16 protein-coding genes are annotated in these 16,170 nt (G+C 73.7%); 6 read left to right on the forward strand and 10 right to left on the reverse strand.

Annotation, left to right across the window (positions count from 1 at the left end; translation table 11 throughout):
• Positions 1–715: 715 nt before the first annotated feature.
• From OG335_RS00325 to OG335_RS00335, 3 genes are all read left to right on the forward strand, one after another.
• Positions 716–1,135 carry a hypothetical protein gene (locus OG335_RS00325; protein WP_405008948.1) on the forward strand — a complete coding sequence of 140 codons (420 nt, stop codon included), beginning with the start codon at positions 716–718 and terminating at the stop codon, positions 1,133–1,135.
• 1,095 nt (positions 1,136–2,230) lie between these two features.
• Positions 2,231–3,106 carry an NAD(P)H-binding protein gene (locus OG335_RS00330; RefSeq protein ID WP_405008949.1) on the forward strand — a complete coding sequence of 292 codons (876 nt, stop codon included), beginning with the start codon at positions 2,231–2,233 and terminating at the stop codon, positions 3,104–3,106.
• Positions 3,107–3,313: 207 nt separating this feature from the next.
• Positions 3,314–4,027 (forward strand): TetR/AcrR family transcriptional regulator, encoded by a 714-nt coding sequence (locus tag OG335_RS00335; protein ID WP_405008950.1) that lies wholly within the window; start codon positions 3,314–3,316, stop codon positions 4,025–4,027.
• Between the two features lie 434 nt (positions 4,028–4,461).
• Here the strand turns inward: OG335_RS00335 and OG335_RS00340 are convergent, their stop codons facing one another.
• The 8 genes from OG335_RS00340 to OG335_RS00375 form a co-directional block, all read right to left on the reverse strand.
• Positions 4,462–5,175: a TetR/AcrR family transcriptional regulator gene (locus tag OG335_RS00340; RefSeq protein WP_405008950.1), complete on the reverse strand. Its 714-nt coding sequence runs from the start codon at positions 5,173–5,175 to the stop codon at positions 4,462–4,464.
• 207 nt (positions 5,176–5,382) lie between these two features.
• Positions 5,383–6,258, reverse strand: a complete 876-nt coding sequence (locus OG335_RS00345; protein ID WP_405008949.1) for an NAD(P)H-binding protein — start codon at positions 6,256–6,258, stop codon at positions 5,383–5,385.
• A gap of 384 nt (positions 6,259–6,642) precedes the next feature.
• Entirely contained in the window at positions 6,643–6,933 is a 291-nt protein-coding gene (locus OG335_RS00350; protein ID WP_405008951.1) for a hypothetical protein, read from the reverse strand.
• Between the two features lie 421 nt (positions 6,934–7,354).
• Positions 7,355–7,774 (reverse strand): hypothetical protein, encoded by a 420-nt coding sequence (locus OG335_RS00355; RefSeq protein WP_405008948.1) that lies wholly within the window; start codon positions 7,772–7,774, stop codon positions 7,355–7,357.
• An 856-nt stretch (positions 7,775–8,630) separates the two neighbouring features.
• A complete protein-coding gene (locus tag OG335_RS00360) occupies positions 8,631–8,969 on the reverse strand; it encodes an RNA polymerase-binding protein RbpA (protein WP_405008947.1) in 339 nt (112 codons plus the stop codon).
• 402 nt (positions 8,970–9,371) lie between these two features.
• Complete coding sequence (locus OG335_RS00365; protein WP_405008946.1) at positions 9,372–9,590, reverse strand: hypothetical protein; 219 nt, start codon at positions 9,588–9,590, stop codon at positions 9,372–9,374.
• Between the two features lie 188 nt (positions 9,591–9,778).
• A complete protein-coding gene (locus OG335_RS00370; RefSeq protein ID WP_405008945.1) occupies positions 9,779–10,954 on the reverse strand; it encodes a tyrosinase family protein in 1,176 nt (391 codons plus the stop codon).
• A gap of 267 nt (positions 10,955–11,221) precedes the next feature.
• Positions 11,222–11,836 (reverse strand): TetR/AcrR family transcriptional regulator, encoded by a 615-nt coding sequence (locus tag OG335_RS00375; protein ID WP_405008944.1) that lies wholly within the window; start codon positions 11,834–11,836, stop codon positions 11,222–11,224.
• 107 nt (positions 11,837–11,943) lie between these two features.
• Here OG335_RS00375 and OG335_RS00380 point away from each other — a divergent pair, with 107 nt between their 5' ends.
• Positions 11,944–12,678 (forward strand): SDR family oxidoreductase, encoded by a 735-nt coding sequence (locus OG335_RS00380; protein WP_405008952.1) that lies wholly within the window; start codon positions 11,944–11,946, stop codon positions 12,676–12,678.
• Positions 12,679–12,775: 97 nt separating this feature from the next.
• On the opposite strand, the gene OG335_RS00385 is transcribed toward OG335_RS00380, so the two are convergent.
• Positions 12,776–13,147, reverse strand: a complete 372-nt coding sequence (locus OG335_RS00385; protein WP_405008943.1) for a ClpX C4-type zinc finger protein — start codon at positions 13,145–13,147, stop codon at positions 12,776–12,778.
• 98 nt (positions 13,148–13,245) lie between these two features.
• A complete protein-coding gene (locus tag OG335_RS00390; RefSeq protein ID WP_405008942.1) occupies positions 13,246–14,514 on the reverse strand; it encodes a trans-sulfuration enzyme family protein in 1,269 nt (422 codons plus the stop codon).
• A 185-nt stretch (positions 14,515–14,699) separates the two neighbouring features.
• Between OG335_RS00390 and OG335_RS00395 the strand changes: the two genes are divergently transcribed.
• Positions 14,700–14,942, forward strand: a complete 243-nt coding sequence (locus tag OG335_RS00395) for a hypothetical protein (RefSeq protein WP_405008941.1) — start codon at positions 14,700–14,702, stop codon at positions 14,940–14,942.
• Positions 14,943–15,222: 280 nt separating this feature from the next.
• Positions 15,223–16,122, forward strand: coding sequence for a lytic polysaccharide monooxygenase (locus tag OG335_RS00400; protein WP_405008940.1), 900 nt, complete (start codon positions 15,223–15,225; stop codon positions 16,120–16,122).
• The last annotated feature ends 48 nt before the right edge of the window (positions 16,123–16,170 follow it).

Raw genomic sequence — 16,170 nt, forward strand, 5'->3', positions numbered from 1 at the left:
ATGCGAGCCGGGTCGGCTTCTCGGGGTCGCGGACGCAGGAGAGGCCGGCGATGCGGGCATCTCGTACGCGACGGTGAAGAGCAGGTTGCGGCGGGCGACGAAGGTGCCGGTCGCCGGGTCGGTGCCGAGGTCGGTCATGCCCTCCCGGCTCTTCTCCTTCGCGGTCGGCGCGGGCAGCCGTCGGTGAACGCGCCTGCGGGAAAAGGTCTCTGACGGTGCGGCAGGCTGCGGCCCGCCGGTGCGGTCGGGGACGTCCGACAGCCGTCCGGACCGGAACGGACGTCTCGTCAGGCCGTCGGCCGGACGTTCGCCGGTGCCCCGTCGGCACCGCGCGTCACCGACGTCACCTTCGTGTCGGGCCGTCGAGCACGGCCACGCCGAGCGCGGCCGGCCGCCGGGCGACCGGGCGCCGGCCCCGCGGGTGCGGGGACGGGCCGGGCGCCCCGCCGCACGCCAGGACCGGCCGGTCGTGCCGGGTGGGGGAGGGTGCGGCGCGGAAGAGGCCTCTTGTCGACACGCGGCTGTCATGGTTTGATCACGACGGTTCTTGTGGGAGGCCGCCGGCGGTGGGCGCCGCACCGACGTGTGCGGGCACCGTGCGGACGGCGGGGTCGTGTCGGGGGTGATGGGCCTGTTCGCGGATGCTGATCCGGTCGGGGGAGTCGACGAGCCGACTCCGGCGGAGCTTCGGGACCTTCAGGCGCGTACGGACGCGTTGGCGCAGGACGTCGCCGTGATGCGGGAGCGGTTGAGGCAGCAGTCGGGCCTGCCCCGCGCCGTGCGGGGATCCCTGCCGGGCGTGGACGACGCCCTCGTGCAGGCGTCCCGGCGGATCGGGGCCGCGGCCGAGAGGCTGGCGCGGGTCCGCGCGGCCCAGTGGCCGGGTTCGTGCACGGCGTGGTGGGGGCTCTGTCCGAGCTGCGGATCGACGCTGAGCGCGGAGGACGGCTGCTCCTGGTGCGAGGAGTGCGGCGCCGGATGGGGCTACGACCGGTCGCAGGGGCCGTGCGGGGAACCGGGCGTCTTCCTGGCGATGGACGCGCAGGGCGGGACGGTCGTCGTGTGCGGCGGTCACGGCCGGTACATGCAGGAGCGCCTCGACGGCGGGCTGCTGCTGGAGATCCCCACGGTGTAGAGCTGCTGTCCCGACGGCACCCGATCGAGGACTCGTGCCGTCCCGGCTTCGGTCGGAGCGGGCTGGATCCGGCGCGGCCTCCACCCTGCTGGTGCCGAGGGTGGAGCAGGCGGTGCCGCGCCCGCACGTGCTGATGATCCGACCGGGACCGCGGCGGGAGCCGACGCTTTCGGCGCTGTGACCCCGCAGGGTGATGGTTGATGTGCGATCTGTGCCCGGGTGCGTACGGGGCGCTACCGTCTCCTTGCAGGAGGTGGCGTTCGATGGCGGAACCGCAGGTCTGTCCAGGGTGCAGTGGGCGGCGTGGCACGGAGAGGACCCGGCGCACGGTGGAGACCGACGGCCAGGGCGACCGGGTGGCGCGTGAGCACCGGTTCCGGTCGCCGTGCGGCCGGTGCGGCGGGGCGGGGGTGGTGTACGGATGAGGGCCGTGTTCCTGTGCCAGGAGTGCGCCACGCACTACCTGCCGCCGGAGGGTCTGGAGTACGGCGACGGTCCGGCGAGCCCGGTGTGGTGCTCGGTCTGCCAGGCGCGTGCGGCCGCGCTCGGCATTCGGAACCGGCGCTCGCGCGGATGCTGGCGCTCCGCGCCGCCGAACAGCAGGCACGCCCCGCGGCCGACGAGCCGCGGCGCCCGGACGTGCGGCCGTCGCGTCCGGCCCGCACCCGTCGAGCGGGGACCGGTCCGGGCACCCGGAGCCGACTCGGCTGATCCGCCGGGCATGAGGACGCCCCGCACTCCTCCGGGAGGGCGGGGCGGTCTCGCATCCCGACCTCGGGCCCCGCTCGCGGTGGCCGCCGCACCTGTGCCCGTCGTGCGTGGAGTGCCTCGCGGCTGCCCCGGCGGTCGGGCCGCCGGTTGCTGTCCGCAGGCTGCTGTCGGCGGGGCGGGTGAAGGCGGTGATGAGGCCGCTCACGGCCGCGTCCGTCGATGCGGACTGCACGGATCCTCCGTTGTTTCCGGTGATAGCGGCGAACGGCTAGCGATTTGCGGAATCGACGGAAACGTTCAATGATTATCACTGGAAACGGGGTTGCGGTGAGGCCTGTCCGGCGCGGCGCGCCCCCGTCCGGCACTGCACCACAGGAGGCTTCCGTGATTGTCGTTACCGCTCCCACCGGCCGGATCGGCCACCAGGTCATCGATGCGCTGCTCGCCGACGGTCAGCCGCTCCGGGTGATCGCCCGTGACGCCGCCCGACTGGCTCCGCAGACGCGTGAGCGGGTGGAGGTGGTGCAGGGCTCGCACAGCGACCCCGAGGTGCTCGCCGAGGCGTTCAAGGGCGCCGACAGCGTCCTGTGGCTGGTGCCGCCCAACCCCCGCGCCGACGAGATCCATGACCACTACCTCGGCTTCACCCGCGCCGCCTGCGACGCCTTCAAGGCCCAGGGCGTCGAGCGCGTCGTCGGCATCACGAGCCTGGGCCGCGCCTACGGCAAGCACGCCGGTCTGCTGTCGCCCGCGTTCGCGATGGACGACATGATCGAGAGCGCCGGGGTGAACTACCGGGCTCTGGCCATGCCGTTCTTCATGGAGAACCTCTTCGGTCAGGTCGGGGCGATCGAGGCGCAGGGGATGTTCTTCCTGGCGAACTCCGCGGACCGTCCGCTGGCGATCGTCGCCACCCGGGACATCGCCGCAGTCGCCGCCGACCTGCTCTCCGACGGCTCCTGGACCGGGCAGGCCACCGTCCCGGTCGTCGGGGACGTGTTGTCCCCCGAGGCCATGGCGCAGGTCCTGTCCGAGGTGCTGGAGCGGCCGGTCCGCTTCCGGCAGGTCGGCGCGCAGGCGTACAAGGCCACGATGGCGCAGTACGGCCTGAGCGACGCCTGGGCGCAGGGCCTGGTCGACATGGCCGCCGCGCAGAACGACGGCATCTACGACGCGGAGCAGAGTGCGCTGGAATCGCCCGCCCCCACCGACTTCCGCCGGTGGTGTCAGGACGTGCTCAAGCCCGCCTTCCCGGCCTGAGCCGTCCCCCGCACCGGTCTGCGAGCATCGATGGGGGCAAGGGTTCGGGCGTGCGTGCCCGGCGGTGAGCCGCTCCGCCGGGCGGGCTGCGATCCGCGGTGGACGGGGTCGGCGTCCCGGCCCGGGCGGTGGCTCCCGGTGCTGCTCCGGTGGGCCGGTCCGAGGCGGGTGTTCAGTCGGAATCGAGAATCTGTTACCATCGGAAACGTGGAGACCGAGAAGCCTGCCGGCATCGACAAGCACCGAGAGCGGGTCATCGCCGCCGCGGCGAAGCTCCTCGCCGAGGGCGGCCGAGAGGCCGTCTCCACACGCGCCGTCAGCGCGGCGGCCGGCACTCAGGCCCCCACCATCTACCGCCTCTTCGGGGACAAGCAGGGACTGCTCGACGCCGTGGCCGCTCACGGGTGGGCCCGGCACCTGGAGGAGGAGGCCGCCATCCGGCCGACGGGTGACCCCGTCGAGGATCTGCGGACCGGCTGGGAACTGAACATCGCCTTCGCGCTCGCCAACCCCGCCCTGTACTGCCTCATGTACGGCGAACCCCGTCCGGGCGGGGCCGCCTCGCCCGCCGCAGCTGCCGCCTTCGCCCACCTCTCCTCGTACATCCGCAGCGTCGCCCAGGCGGGCCGCCTGAGCGTCGGCGAAGAGCGCGCAGCCCGACTCGTCCAGGCCGCCGGCAGCGGAACCGCGCTCGCACTGATCGCCACGGCCGGTGACCGGCGTGACCTCACCCTCTCCGACCTCGCCCGCGAGGCGGTCATCGCGGCCATCACCACCGGCCCGTCCACTGGGAGTTCGCCCGGCCCGGCCGGCGCCGCGGTCACCCTTCGGTCCGTCCTCCCGCAGACCTCCGCCCTGACCACCAACGAGCGCGGGCTCCTGGAGGACTGGCTCGACCGCATCGCCGGCGAGCGGCCGTAGCGGCTCTCACCCGGCTGCCGCCCGACCTCGTGACCCCGCGACCCCGGCATCCCCGGCCCCCGGAATCCCCGGGGACCGCGCGGGTGCCGGAGGCAGGATGCGGACGACGCGCTGACCGGCCGTGGGAACCGGCGCCGACTGCCCTGACCCGCGCGGCAGTCACGTGGAGCGATCCAGGGGCGGCGAGGCTCGCGGGGACGAGGCCGGCGGCCGTCCCGAGGACGGCCGCCGGCCTCGTCCCCGCGAGCCTCGCCGCCCCTGATCGCTCCACGTGACTGCCGCGCGGGTCAGGGCAGTCGGCGCCGGTTCCCACGGCCGGTCAGCGCGTCGTCCGCATCCTGCCTCCGGCACCCGCGCGGTCCCCGGGGATTCCGGGGGCCGGGGATGCCGGGGTCGCGGGGTCACGAGGTCGGGCGGCAGCCGGGTGAGAGCCGCTACGGCCGCTCGCCGGCGATGCGGTCGAGCCAGTCCTCCAGGAGCCCGCGCTCGTTGGTGGTCAGGGCGGAGGTCTGCGGGAGGACGGACCGAAGGGTGACCGCGGCGCCGGCCGGGCCGGGCGAACTCCCAGTGGACGGGCCGGTGGTGATGGCCGCGATGACCGCCTCGCGGGCGAGGTCGGAGAGGGTGAGGTCACGCCGGTCACCGGCCGTGGCGATCAGTGCGAGCGCGGTTCCGCTGCCGGCGGCCTGGACGAGTCGGGCTGCGCGCTCTTCGCCGACGCTCAGGCGGCCCGCCTGGGCGACGCTGCGGATGTACGAGGAGAGGTGGGCGAAGGCGGCAGCTGCGGCGGGCGAGGCGGCCCCGCCCGGACGGGGTTCGCCGTACATGAGGCAGTACAGGGCGGGGTTGGCGAGCGCGAAGGCGATGTTCAGTTCCCAGCCGGTCCGCAGATCCTCGACGGGGTCACCCGTCGGCCGGATGGCGGCCTCCTCCTCCAGGTGCCGGGCCCACCCGTGAGCGGCCACGGCGTCGAGCAGTCCCTGCTTGTCCCCGAAGAGGCGGTAGATGGTGGGGGCCTGAGTGCCGGCCGCCGCGCTGACGGCGCGTGTGGAGACGGCCTCTCGGCCGCCCTCGGCGAGGAGCTTCGCCGCGGCGGCGATGACCCGCTCTCGGTGCTTGTCGATGCCGGCAGGCTTCTCGGTCTCCACGTTTCCGATGGTAACAGATTCTCGATTCCGACTGAACACCCGCCTCGGACCGGCCCACCGGAGCAGCACCGGGAGCCACCGCCCGGGCCGGGACGCCGACCCCGTCCACCGCGGATCGCAGCCCGCCCGGCGGAGCGGCTCACCGCCGGGCACGCACGCCCGAACCCTTGCCCCCATCGATGCTCGCAGACCGGTGCGGGGGACGGCTCAGGCCGGGAAGGCGGGCTTGAGCACGTCCTGACACCACCGGCGGAAGTCGGTGGGGGCGGGCGATTCCAGCGCACTCTGCTCCGCGTCGTAGATGCCGTCGTTCTGCGCGGCGGCCATGTCGACCAGGCCCTGCGCCCAGGCGTCGCTCAGGCCGTACTGCGCCATCGTGGCCTTGTACGCCTGCGCGCCGACCTGCCGGAAGCGGACCGGCCGCTCCAGCACCTCGGACAGGACCTGCGCCATGGCCTCGGGGGACAACACGTCCCCGACGACCGGGACGGTGGCCTGCCCGGTCCAGGAGCCGTCGGAGAGCAGGTCGGCGGCGACTGCGGCGATGTCCCGGGTGGCGACGATCGCCAGCGGACGGTCCGCGGAGTTCGCCAGGAAGAACATCCCCTGCGCCTCGATCGCCCCGACCTGACCGAAGAGGTTCTCCATGAAGAACGGCATGGCCAGAGCCCGGTAGTTCACCCCGGCGCTCTCGATCATGTCGTCCATCGCGAACGCGGGCGACAGCAGACCGGCGTGCTTGCCGTAGGCGCGGCCCAGGCTCGTGATGCCGACGACGCGCTCGACGCCCTGGGCCTTGAAGGCGTCGCAGGCGGCGCGGGTGAAGCCGAGGTAGTGGTCATGGATCTCGTCGGCGCGGGGGTTGGGCGGCACCAGCCACAGGACGCTGTCGGCGCCCTTGAACGCCTCGGCGAGCACCTCGGGGTCGCTGTGCGAGCCCTGCACCACCTCCACCCGCTCACGCGTCTGCGGAGCCAGTCGGGCGGCGTCACGGGCGATCACCCGGAGCGGCTGACCGTCGGCGAGCAGCGCATCGATGACCTGGTGGCCGATCCGGCCGGTGGGAGCGGTAACGACAATCACGGAAGCCTCCTGTGGTGCAGTGCCGGACGGGGGCGCGCCGCGCCGGACAGGCCTCACCGCAACCCCGTTTCCAGTGATAATCATTGAACGTTTCCGTCGATTCCGCAAATCGCTAGCCGTTCGCCGCTATCACCGGAAACAACGGAGGATCCGTGCAGTCCGCATCGACGGACGCGGCCGTGAGCGGCCTCATCACCGCCTTCACCCGCCCCGCCGACAGCAGCCTGCGGACAGCAACCGGCGGCCCGACCGCCGGGGCAGCCGCGAGGCACTCCACGCACGACGGGCACAGGTGCGGCGGCCACCGCGAGCGGGGCCCGAGGTCGGGATGCGAGACCGCCCCGCCCTCCCGGAGGAGTGCGGGGCGTCCTCATGCCCGGCGGATCAGCCGAGTCGGCTCCGGGTGCCCGGACCGGTCCCCGCTCGACGGGTGCGGGCCGGACGCGACGGCCGCACGTCCGGGCGCCGCGGCTCGTCGGCCGCGGGGCGTGCCTGCTGTTCGGCGGCGCGGAGCGCCAGCATCCGCGCGAGCGCCGGTTCCGGAATGCCGAGCGCGGCCGCACGCGCCTGGCAGACCGAGCACCACACCGGGCTCGCCGGACCGTCGCCGTACTCCAGACCCTCCGGCGGCAGGTAGTGCGTGGCGCACTCCTGGCACAGGAACACGGCCCTCATCCGTACACCACCCCCGCCCCGCCGCACCGGCCGCACGGCGACCGGAACCGGTGCTCACGCGCCACCCGGTCGCCCTGGCCGTCGGTCTCCACCGTGCGCCGGGTCCTCTCCGTGCCACGCCGCCCACTGCACCCTGGACAGACCTGCGGTTCCGCCATCGAACGCCACCTCCTGCAAGGAGACGGTAGCGCCCCGTACGCACCCGGGCACAGATCGCACATCAACCATCACCCTGCGGGGTCACAGCGCCGAAAGCGTCGGCTCCCGCCGCGGTCCCGGTCGGATCATCAGCACGTGCGGGCGCGGCACCGCCTGCTCCACCCTCGGCACCAGCAGGGTGGAGGCCGCGCCGGATCCAGCCCGCTCCGACCGAAGCCGGGACGGCACGAGTCCTCGATCGGGTGCCGTCGGGACAGCAGCTCTACACCGTGGGGATCTCCAGCAGCAGCCCGCCGTCGAGGCGCTCCTGCATGTACCGGCCGTGACCGCCGCACACGACGACCGTCCCGCCCTGCGCGTCCATCGCCAGGAAGACGCCCGGTTCCCCGCACGGCCCCTGCGACCGGTCGTAGCCCCATCCGGCGCCGCACTCCTCGCACCAGGAGCAGCCGTCCTCCGCGCTCAGCGTCGATCCGCAGCTCGGACAGAGCCCCCACCACGCCGTGCACGAACCCGGCCACTGGGCCGCGCGGACCCGCGCCAGCCTCTCGGCCGCGGCCCCGATCCGCCGGGACGCCTGCACGAGGGCGTCGTCCACGCCCGGCAGGGATCCCCGCACGGCGCGGGGCAGGCCCGACTGCTGCCTCAACCGCTCCCGCATCACGGCGACGTCCTGCGCCAACGCGTCCGTACGCGCCTGAAGGTCCCGAAGCTCCGCCGGAGTCGGCTCGTCGACTCCCCCGACCGGATCAGCATCCGCGAACAGGCCCATCACCCCCGACACGACCCCGCCGTCCGCACGGTGCCCGCACACGTCGGTGCGGCGCCCACCGCCGGCGGCCTCCCACAAGAACCGTCGTGATCAAACCATGACAGCCGCGTGTCGACAAGAGGCCTCTTCCGCGCCGCACCCTCCCCCACCCGGCACGACCGGCCGGTCCTGGCGTGCGGCGGGGCGCCCGGCCCGTCCCCGCACCCGCGGGGCCGGCGCCCGGTCGCCCGGCGGCCGGCCGCGCTCGGCGTGGCCGTGCTCGACGGCCCGACACGAAGGTGACGTCGGTGACGCGCGGTGCCGACGGGGCACCGGCGAACGTCCGGCCGACGGCCTGACGAGACGTCCGTTCCGGTCCGGACGGCTGTCGGACGTCCCCGACCGCACCGGCGGGCCGCAGCCTGCCGCACCGTCAGAGACCTTTTCCCGCAGGCGCGTTCACCGACGGCTGCCCGCGCCGACCGCGAAGGAGAAGAGCCGGGAGGGCATGACCGACCTCGGCACCGACCCGGCGACCGGCACCTTCGTCGCCCGCCGCAACCTGCTCTTCACCGTCGCGTACGAGATGCCCGCATCGCCGGCCTCTCCTGCGTCCGCGACCCCGAGAAGCCGACCCGGCTCGCATCAGAGCCGCCGCTCACCCTGCGGTGAACCCCGGCAGCGGAGCGACCGGGCCGGGGCCGGCCCGGTCGGAGCGTGCACGCTCCGGACGGGTCCGGGCCTGCTCCCGCGCGACCGGACAGCCGGCCGGCACCGTCCCGGACGGTCAGATCGTCCCGCGCAGCTTGGCCAGTGCCTCGTTGAGCAGGATCTCGCCGTCCTCCTGGGTCCGGCGCTGCCGGACGTAGCCCAGGTGCGTCATGTAGGGGGCGTTGCCCGAGGCGACGGGCACGTTGTCCGGGTCGGGGCCGGCAGGCAACCCGCACCGGGGGCAGTCCCACGTCTCCGGGACCACGGCCTCGACCGCGAAGCTCAGCTGCGTGTGGTGGCCGTTGCCGCACCAGAACGACGCCAGTGTGCGAGGAGCGAGGTCACCACGCTCGGGCTCGCCCATCGGCCCCGACCCGATTCGGGCACCCCTGATACCGCTACGTCCCTGTGCCACGTTCGCTCTCCTAGGCCACGATGTCCACGCCTCGGATGTGCATGGGGACGCCAAGCGTAAGGCCACTCGCGGGTGCACACAGTCCGCGGTCCCCGCGCAGGTACTCGGCCCGTCGGCGGCGGCTCAGACTCCGGCTGTTCGCGGCGCCGCGGAGGCCCGGATCGGGGCTGCTGCCGAGGCCGCCGCGGCCCGGCGGGGTGCCGTCCCTCCGGCCGCCGGGCCCGGCCGGGTCCTGCTGCTCATCAGTACCGGCCAGGTACCGGTCATCGGTACCGGCCACCGGCCACCGGCCACCGGCGCAGCGTCCGTCCCGGGACGGTGCCCCGCCGGCCCGGACCCTGCCGGGGTACGCACCGGATGACACATGGGTGACCTGCCGGACGGCCGGCCACCCACCGCCGGTCAGATCGGCCGGTCCGGGTCCGAGAAGGTCAGGTCGTCGACGGCGAGAGGGCGGCGGACCGCGGCAGGCGCGACCACGTCCTCACCGGGCGGCTCACGGAAGGCGGCGCCCTGTTCCACCGGCAACGGCCGACGGCCGCCGCTCTGCGCGGGGAGGGGCGGCTCGGCAGCGGGCTCGGAGAAAACAGGCAGCCCGAGGCTGCGACGGTCGAGGGTCATGATCCCAGTCTTGCACCCCGGGGCCCGCACTCTCGACCAGGTTACAGAGCGCGATCACACACCTGCCGCCGCACGGCCCGGCCCGATCGGGGACAACGACGGCAGAATTCGCACCACAGAGCGCGCGCCCCACGATCCCCGAACGCGGCAGGGGCCGGGCCTCCCCCCTTCGTCCGCCCTGTGCCGGGTCAGCCCTTCGGCTCCCACCAGGTCTCCCGATCGGGGTCCGGGGCGTAGATGGCCGCCGTACCGCGGTAGGTGACGTAGAAGCGGCTGCCGGGGTTGCCCGCGGTCTGCGAACTCCACCTCCTGGTGACGCCGTCACCGTCGAACACGACGAGGTCGCCCTCCGGCTGCATCCTGAGCAGGCCGGGGATGCCGGGGAGCGGGCCGGTGGTCCACATCTCCCGGTTGTTGCGGATGTCGGTCAGTACCAGGGCCCCCTCGGGCGTGTACTCGAAGGTGTACAGGAGGAGTTTGCCGTCCCGGTACTCCAGCGAGCCGCCGGGATAGAGGACATCGCCCGGGAGCATGCGGTCGCCTTCGGCGAGAGGATCTTCACTGTCGTACATGTAGTCGAGGTCGCGGTGGTTCAGGACGCTGTCGATGGTGGTGTCGCCGCCCCAGGGAATCATGGGGTCGCCCGCGTTCTGCCCCTGCTCGGCACCTTCCTGCGGCTCGTACGGCGCCCGCTGATCGGTCTGCCACTGGGCCCACAGGCGGTCGGTGTTGGCGTGGTGCAGGAAGAACACCGGGTCGTTCGGCGAGCTCAGCGGGATCATCTGTCCGCCGACCCACAGGTGCACCCGGTTGTGGATGTTCGGCCCGATCCCGCCCTCGAGGAAGTTGCGGAAGCTCGCCCTGCTCCTCGCGTCCCACGGCGGTTCGTCGTACGGGAGGACCTGGAGGCACTCGTCGACGTCGTCCCCGGTCGGCAGGTGATCGCTCTGAACGCCGAACTCCCTTGTGAGGTAATCGGGTTCGACGCCGATCCTGAGACACTTCCAGTTGCCCTCCGTCCCGGAGAACCGCCCGGTCGTCACCATTCCGTCGCTCGGACGCCCGTTGCCGCCCATGAAGACGTCGTCCCAGATCGACGCCTTCTCGGTCCTGTCGACCGTCCAGTCCCAGTAGGGCAGGGTGACACCGGGGTTGACGCTCTGCAGGTCCAGTTCGAACCTCCGCAGGAACTCCCTGTGCCAGGGGAGGAAGCTCGGACCGCCGTGGCCGTAGTAGGTGATCGCCGCGTGCTCGGTGATGTAGTTGTCGTAGACGCCCGTTTCCTTGAGCTTCAGCACGGCCTGGACGTATTGGGCTTTCTCCTTGCGACTCAGCATGGCCTGGTTCCTGCGGACGAGAGTCATGGCCGCTCCTGCTGTCCTGCCGTACGCGCGCCGCGCGTGCGGGCTCCGAACCCCCGCTTCAGGGTCGACCCGGACGGCTCACCGGGCAACACGGGAACCACCGTTGGCGTCCGACCCGCGGCGCCGGTACCCTCCGCGCGACAGCGACAGCGACAGCGACCGGGGCCGGGGCCGGGGCCGCGACCGCAACCGGGGCCGCGCGGGCGGGCCCTCCTCCGGTACCGGAATCCGGGGCCGCGGAGGGAACCGCCCGCCGCCGCAAGCGGGTCAGGCCCTGATGCCGCGTACGAGGTTGTCGACCAGGCTGTCGGCGAACGCCCGGGTGAGCGGCAGGTTGGGCATCAGCAGGCGGTGGTAGCAGGCGCCCCAGAGCTGGTCGACGAGGACCTCGGGGTCGATGCCGGCGCGCAGTTCGCCGCGTGACCGGGCCTGCCCGATCGCCTCCACCGCGAGCGCGCGGCGCGGGCCGGAGTAGCGTTCCAGCAGGGCGGCGGACAGGTCGGGGTCGGTCTGCGCCTGGCCGATGAGTTCGGCGATCACCCGCCCGGCAGGGGTCTCGGTGACGACGTGGACGAACGCCCGGAGCTGTGCCCGCAGGTCCGCCTCGATGTCGCCGCTGTCGGGGAAGGTCAGCGCGGACTCGACGGCGTGGAAGTAGCCGTCGAGCGCGAGCGCGCCCTTCGACGGCCACCACTTGTAGATCGTGGTCCTGCTGACGCCTGCCGTGTCGGCCACGGCCTCGATGGTGAACTGGGCCATGCCCCTGTCGAGCAGCAGGGCTCCGGCCGCGTCGAGGGCGTCGGCCCGTACCTCCGCCGCGGGGCGCCGGCCGCGGCCGCGCCGGACCTTCGGTGCCTCGTCCTGCTCCGGGCGCTCCGGCATGCGTTGACCTCCCGTGTCGACCCGCCGGGTCCACGATGACATATGGACGCAGCGTTCACAACGTGATTATATGGACGTGGCGTTCATAAGAGAGAGAAGGCATCACCATGTCCGACACCGCACGCGTTGCCCTGGTCACCGGCGCCTCCGGCGGCATCGGCCGCGCCGTCGCCCGACGCCTCGCCGCCGACGGCATGGCGGTCGGCGTCCACTACGCCGGCAACAGGACCGCCGCCGAGGAGACCGTCGCCGCCATCGGGGCGACGGACGGCCGGGCGATCGCCGTGACCGGCGACGTCGCCGACGAGGCCGCGATGGCCGAGGCCTTCGACGCGGTCGGCGCCGCCTTCGGCGGGATCGACGTCGTGGTCCACACCGCCGGCGCCATGGTCCTCGGACCGGTCGCCGACTTCGACCTGGACGCGCTCGACCGACTGCACCGCACCAACATCCGCGGCACGTTCGTGGTCACCCAGCAGGCGGCCCGCCGTGTCCGGGGCGGCGGCGCCATCGTCACGTTCTCCACCTCGGTCACCCGGCTGGCACCCCCCGGCTACGCCGCCTACGCCGCCAGCAAGGGCGCCGTCGAGGCCATGACCCTGGTGCTGGCCCGCGAGATGCGCGGCCGCGACATCACCGTCAACGCGGTCGCGCCCGGCCCCACCGCCACTCCGCTCTTCCTCGACGGCAAGGACCGGGAGACCCTCGACCGCCTGGCCGCGCAGCCCCCGCTGGAGCGCATCGCCACGCCGGAGGACATCGCCGAGACCGTCGCGTTCCTCGCCGGCCCGGGCCGATGGGTCAACGGACAGGTCATCTTCGCCAACGGCGGCATCGCCTGAGCGGCGACGCAGCCTCCGCGCGACACCGGGCGCCCCCCACGCCGCCGCCCCGGGGCGACCGCCACGAACCCGCCCTGCCGCACGCCCGCGCCGGGGGTCACTCCTCGCCGGAGAACCGCCCCCAGGCCGACTGGCGGGTGATGCCGAGCGCCTCGCCGATCCTCGCCCAGGTCACACCGCGCCGACGGAGCTCCTGGACCCACCCCCGCAGGTCCGCCTCCACCTGGTCCGCGACCGCAGCGACGCGCGGGAGCCGGTCGAGCACCTGCTCGTCGGTCATCTCGCTGCGCAGCGGGAGCCGGAGGTCGACCGGCTTCCCGAGGTACTCCGCCACGATCGAGCCGGCCAGATCGACGCACTTGTTGCAGATGTACACCCCGGGCCCGGTGACCAGCTTGTCGACCTCGGCCTCGGACGCGCCGCAGAACGAGCATCGCAGGCCGTCGTGCTCGGCCGTGGCAGCAGACATGCCGCACCCCTCCTGTCAGGCGTTCCCTGACAGGAGGCTAGCGCCGTCAGGGCCACCCTGACAACCGTGCGGCGGCGCGTCCGCCCGCGCCGGGTCCGTCAGGCGCGGCCGGCCTGCGGCGGCGCGGCGAGCGCGCCGAGCGCGCCGGCGAAGTCGGCGATGAGGTCGTCCGGGTTCTCCAGGCCCACCGCGATCCGGATCGCGCCGGGTGCGATGCCCGCCGCAGCGAGTTCCTCCTCCCCCAGCTGGCGGTGGCTGGTCGACGCCACGTGGGACACGCCGGTGGTCGTGCCGCCGAGGGAGGTGACGATGTCGCACAGCCGCAGGCTGTCGCAGAGCCGTTGCGCGGTCTCCGCGCCGCCGTACGGGGTGACGGTGACGATGCCGCCGAACCGGCCGGGTTCGAACAGGGCGACGGCGCGGTCGTGGTCGGGGTGGCCCGGGAGTCCGGGGAAGTCGACCGCCGCGACGGCCGGATGCCCGTGCAGGGCGGCGGCCAGCAGCGCGGCGGTGCGGTTCTGCCGCTCGACGCGCAGCGGCAGCGTCTGCAGTCCTCGCAGGAGCAGGAACGCCTCGTCCGGGGCCAGGGTGCCGCCGAGTTCGGTCCGCAGGGCCCGGACGGGCTCCAGGTGGCGGCGGTCGCCGACGACCACTCCCCCCGTGGCGTCGCTGTGCCCGCCGATGTACTTGGTGGCGGAGTGGAGCACGAGGTCGGCACCCAGGGCGAGCGGTCGGCAGACGGACGGCGTGGCGAAGGTCGAGTCGACGACGAGCAGCGCGCCGCCCCGGTGCGCGGCCTCGGCGAAGCCGGGGATGTCCGCCACACGCAGGGTCGGGTTCGAGATCGTCTCGCACCACACCAGGCGGGTGGTGGCGGACATCGCGGCGGCCGCCTCTCCCGGCGAGTCGACCAGGGACACCCCGATGCCCCAGCGCGGCAGCAGCCGGGTGAGCACGTGGTGCGTGCCGCCGTACAGGCTGCGCTGCGCGACGACATGGTCGCCCGCGGAGAGGAAGGCGAGCAGCGTGGTCGTGATCGCGGCCATCCCCGAGGAGAACGGCTGCCCGGCCTCCGCGCCCTCCAGCGCGGCGACGGCCGCGGCGAAGGTGTCGCTGGTCGGGTTGTCGATCCGGCTGTAGACGTAGCCGAGGGTGTGGTCCGCCATGACGGCGGCGAACTCCGCGGACGACTCGAACGTGAAGGTCGCCGCCCGGTGCACGGGCGGCACGGCCGGACGGCCCGCGCCCCGCCCCACGGCCGGAGCCGGGACCGCGGGCGGGGCGGGAGGGCGGACGGCCACGGTCCGGTGCCGGTCCGCGGCGGGGGTCGCACGGTCGACGGGCGGGGCTGGTTCGGCCAGGGACATCGGTGGATCCTCCGGAGCGGTCTCGGGCACCGCACAGGTGTCCCCGACGATCCTCCGCCGTCCCACCCGTGCCGCGACAGCACCGAAAGCGCAGGCTGTCGTCCAATTCCTGCCACCGGCCCACGGCCGACACGGTGCGCCACGGCTCGCGCATGGGGGTGCCCCGCCGCGGGCATCATCCTGCGGTGAGCACCAACGGGTGGTTCTTCCTGGCGATGTCCGTGATGCTGATCTGGATCCCGGCCGCGATGCACCTGACCGTGCGCTGCCTGGACGGCAGGACCAAGGCGGTCGTCGCCCTGCGGGCCGCGGTCGTCGTGCCCGTCCTGTGCGGCCTGGCCCTGGGCCTGTGGGGCCTGGCCTCCCTCGTGCCGGTCAGCCGCTGCGACCACGATCCGGGTCCGGCGTGCGAAATCCACACCCCCTGAGCTCCGGCCACCGGCCGCCGGCCGCTGCCCACGGCTGCCGGCTGCCGACCTGTGCACGCCCGCGCAGGAACCGCACAGGAACCGCGCCCTCGACCGCGGGCCGGTGGCCTCCGGCCGGACAAGCCGTCAGAACCGTTGGACACCAGACCCCTTGTCAATTGGTATAGGCCAATCTAAGCTCCCTTCCGGTCACGGCGTGTCGGGTCCACGCCGTGCCGCCCGCCGCTCCCCGGGCTTGCGCCGTCCCCCACAACCGACCCGATCTCTCCCGAGGAGAACCATGTCCTGGACCCGCAGACTCCTGGCCGTCGGCGCGCTGACGGCCGGCGTCGTGGTCACGGCCGCCGGCAGCGCCGGCGCCCACGGTTCGCTCTACGGCCCCACCAGCCGGATCGCCGCCTGCTACGCCGAGGGACCGGAGCACCCCCAGTCCCAGGTGTGCAAGGACCTCGTCGCGATGAGCGGCACCCAGCCGCTCTACGACTGGAACGAGGTCAACATCGCGGACGCCAACGGCCGCAGCCGGCAGATCATCCCGGACGGCAAGCTGTGCTCGGCCAACCGCGACAAGTACAAGGCGCTCGACATGGCCCGCACGGACTGGCCGGCCACCACCGTCAAGGCGGGCGTCACCACCTTCAACTTCCGCGTCACCGCCCCCCACCAGGGCGTCATGACGCTCTACGTCACCAACAGCGGTTACAACCCCACCCAGCCGCTCAAGTGGTCCGACCTCGACCTCGCCCACCCCGTGGCGGAGTACGCCACCGGCCGGACCGCCACCAACGGCTACTACACCTTCAGCGGCACCCTGCCCAGCCGCACCGGGCGCCAACTGGTGTACCAGGTGTGGCAGCGGACCGACAGCCCGGAGGCGTTCTACGGCTGCGCCGACGTCGACTTCGGCGGCACCGCCGGTGCCGCCGCCCTCGCGGCGGCCGCCCCGGGCAACCCGACCGAGCAGCAGCTCGCCGCCGACGCCGGCCGGTCCACGGCCCGCCACGACCACGGCGTGACCGCCGCCGGAGCGCAGGCCGCCGCCCCCGCGTCGGCCTCCTTCACCACCGCCTCGGCCTCCTCCACCGCCATGCTGGGCGTGGTGGGCATCGCGCTGGTGTCGGCGGGCGCATCCGGCGTCCTCCTGTACCGCCGCATGCGGACCGCCGCCGTGCCCGCGTAGCCCGCACCGTCTCGGCCGGGGCCCGTCGGACGCACGGTGCGTCCGACG

The sequence above is a fragment of the Kitasatospora sp. NBC_01539 genome, assembly GCF_045040525.1.
GTDB lineage: Bacteria > Actinomycetota > Actinomycetes > Streptomycetales > Streptomycetaceae > Kitasatospora.

Coding starts and splice junctions, on each gene's coding strand:
- OG335_RS00350 (WP_405008951.1), bottom strand. CDS start 6,933: ATGAGGGCCGTGTTCCTGTGCCAGGAGTGCGCCACGCACTACCTGCCG.
- OG335_RS00365 (WP_405008946.1), bottom strand. CDS start 9,590: ATGACCCTCGACCGTCGCAGCCTCGGGCTGCCTGTTTTCTCCGAGCCC.
- OG335_RS00370 (WP_405008945.1), bottom strand. CDS start 10,954: ATGACTCTCGTCCGCAGGAACCAGGCCATGCTGAGTCGCAAGGAGAAA.
- OG335_RS00375 (WP_405008944.1), bottom strand. CDS start 11,836: ATGCCGGAGCGCCCGGAGCAGGACGAGGCACCGAAGGTCCGGCGCGGC.
- OG335_RS00380 (WP_405008952.1), top strand. CDS start 11,944: ATGTCCGACACCGCACGCGTTGCCCTGGTCACCGGCGCCTCCGGCGGC.
- OG335_RS00385 (WP_405008943.1), bottom strand. CDS start 13,147: ATGTCTGCTGCCACGGCCGAGCACGACGGCCTGCGATGCTCGTTCTGC.
- OG335_RS00390 (WP_405008942.1), bottom strand. CDS start 14,514: ATGTCCCTGGCCGAACCAGCCCCGCCCGTCGACCGTGCGACCCCCGCC.
- OG335_RS00400 (WP_405008940.1), top strand. CDS start 15,223: ATGTCCTGGACCCGCAGACTCCTGGCCGTCGGCGCGCTGACGGCCGGC.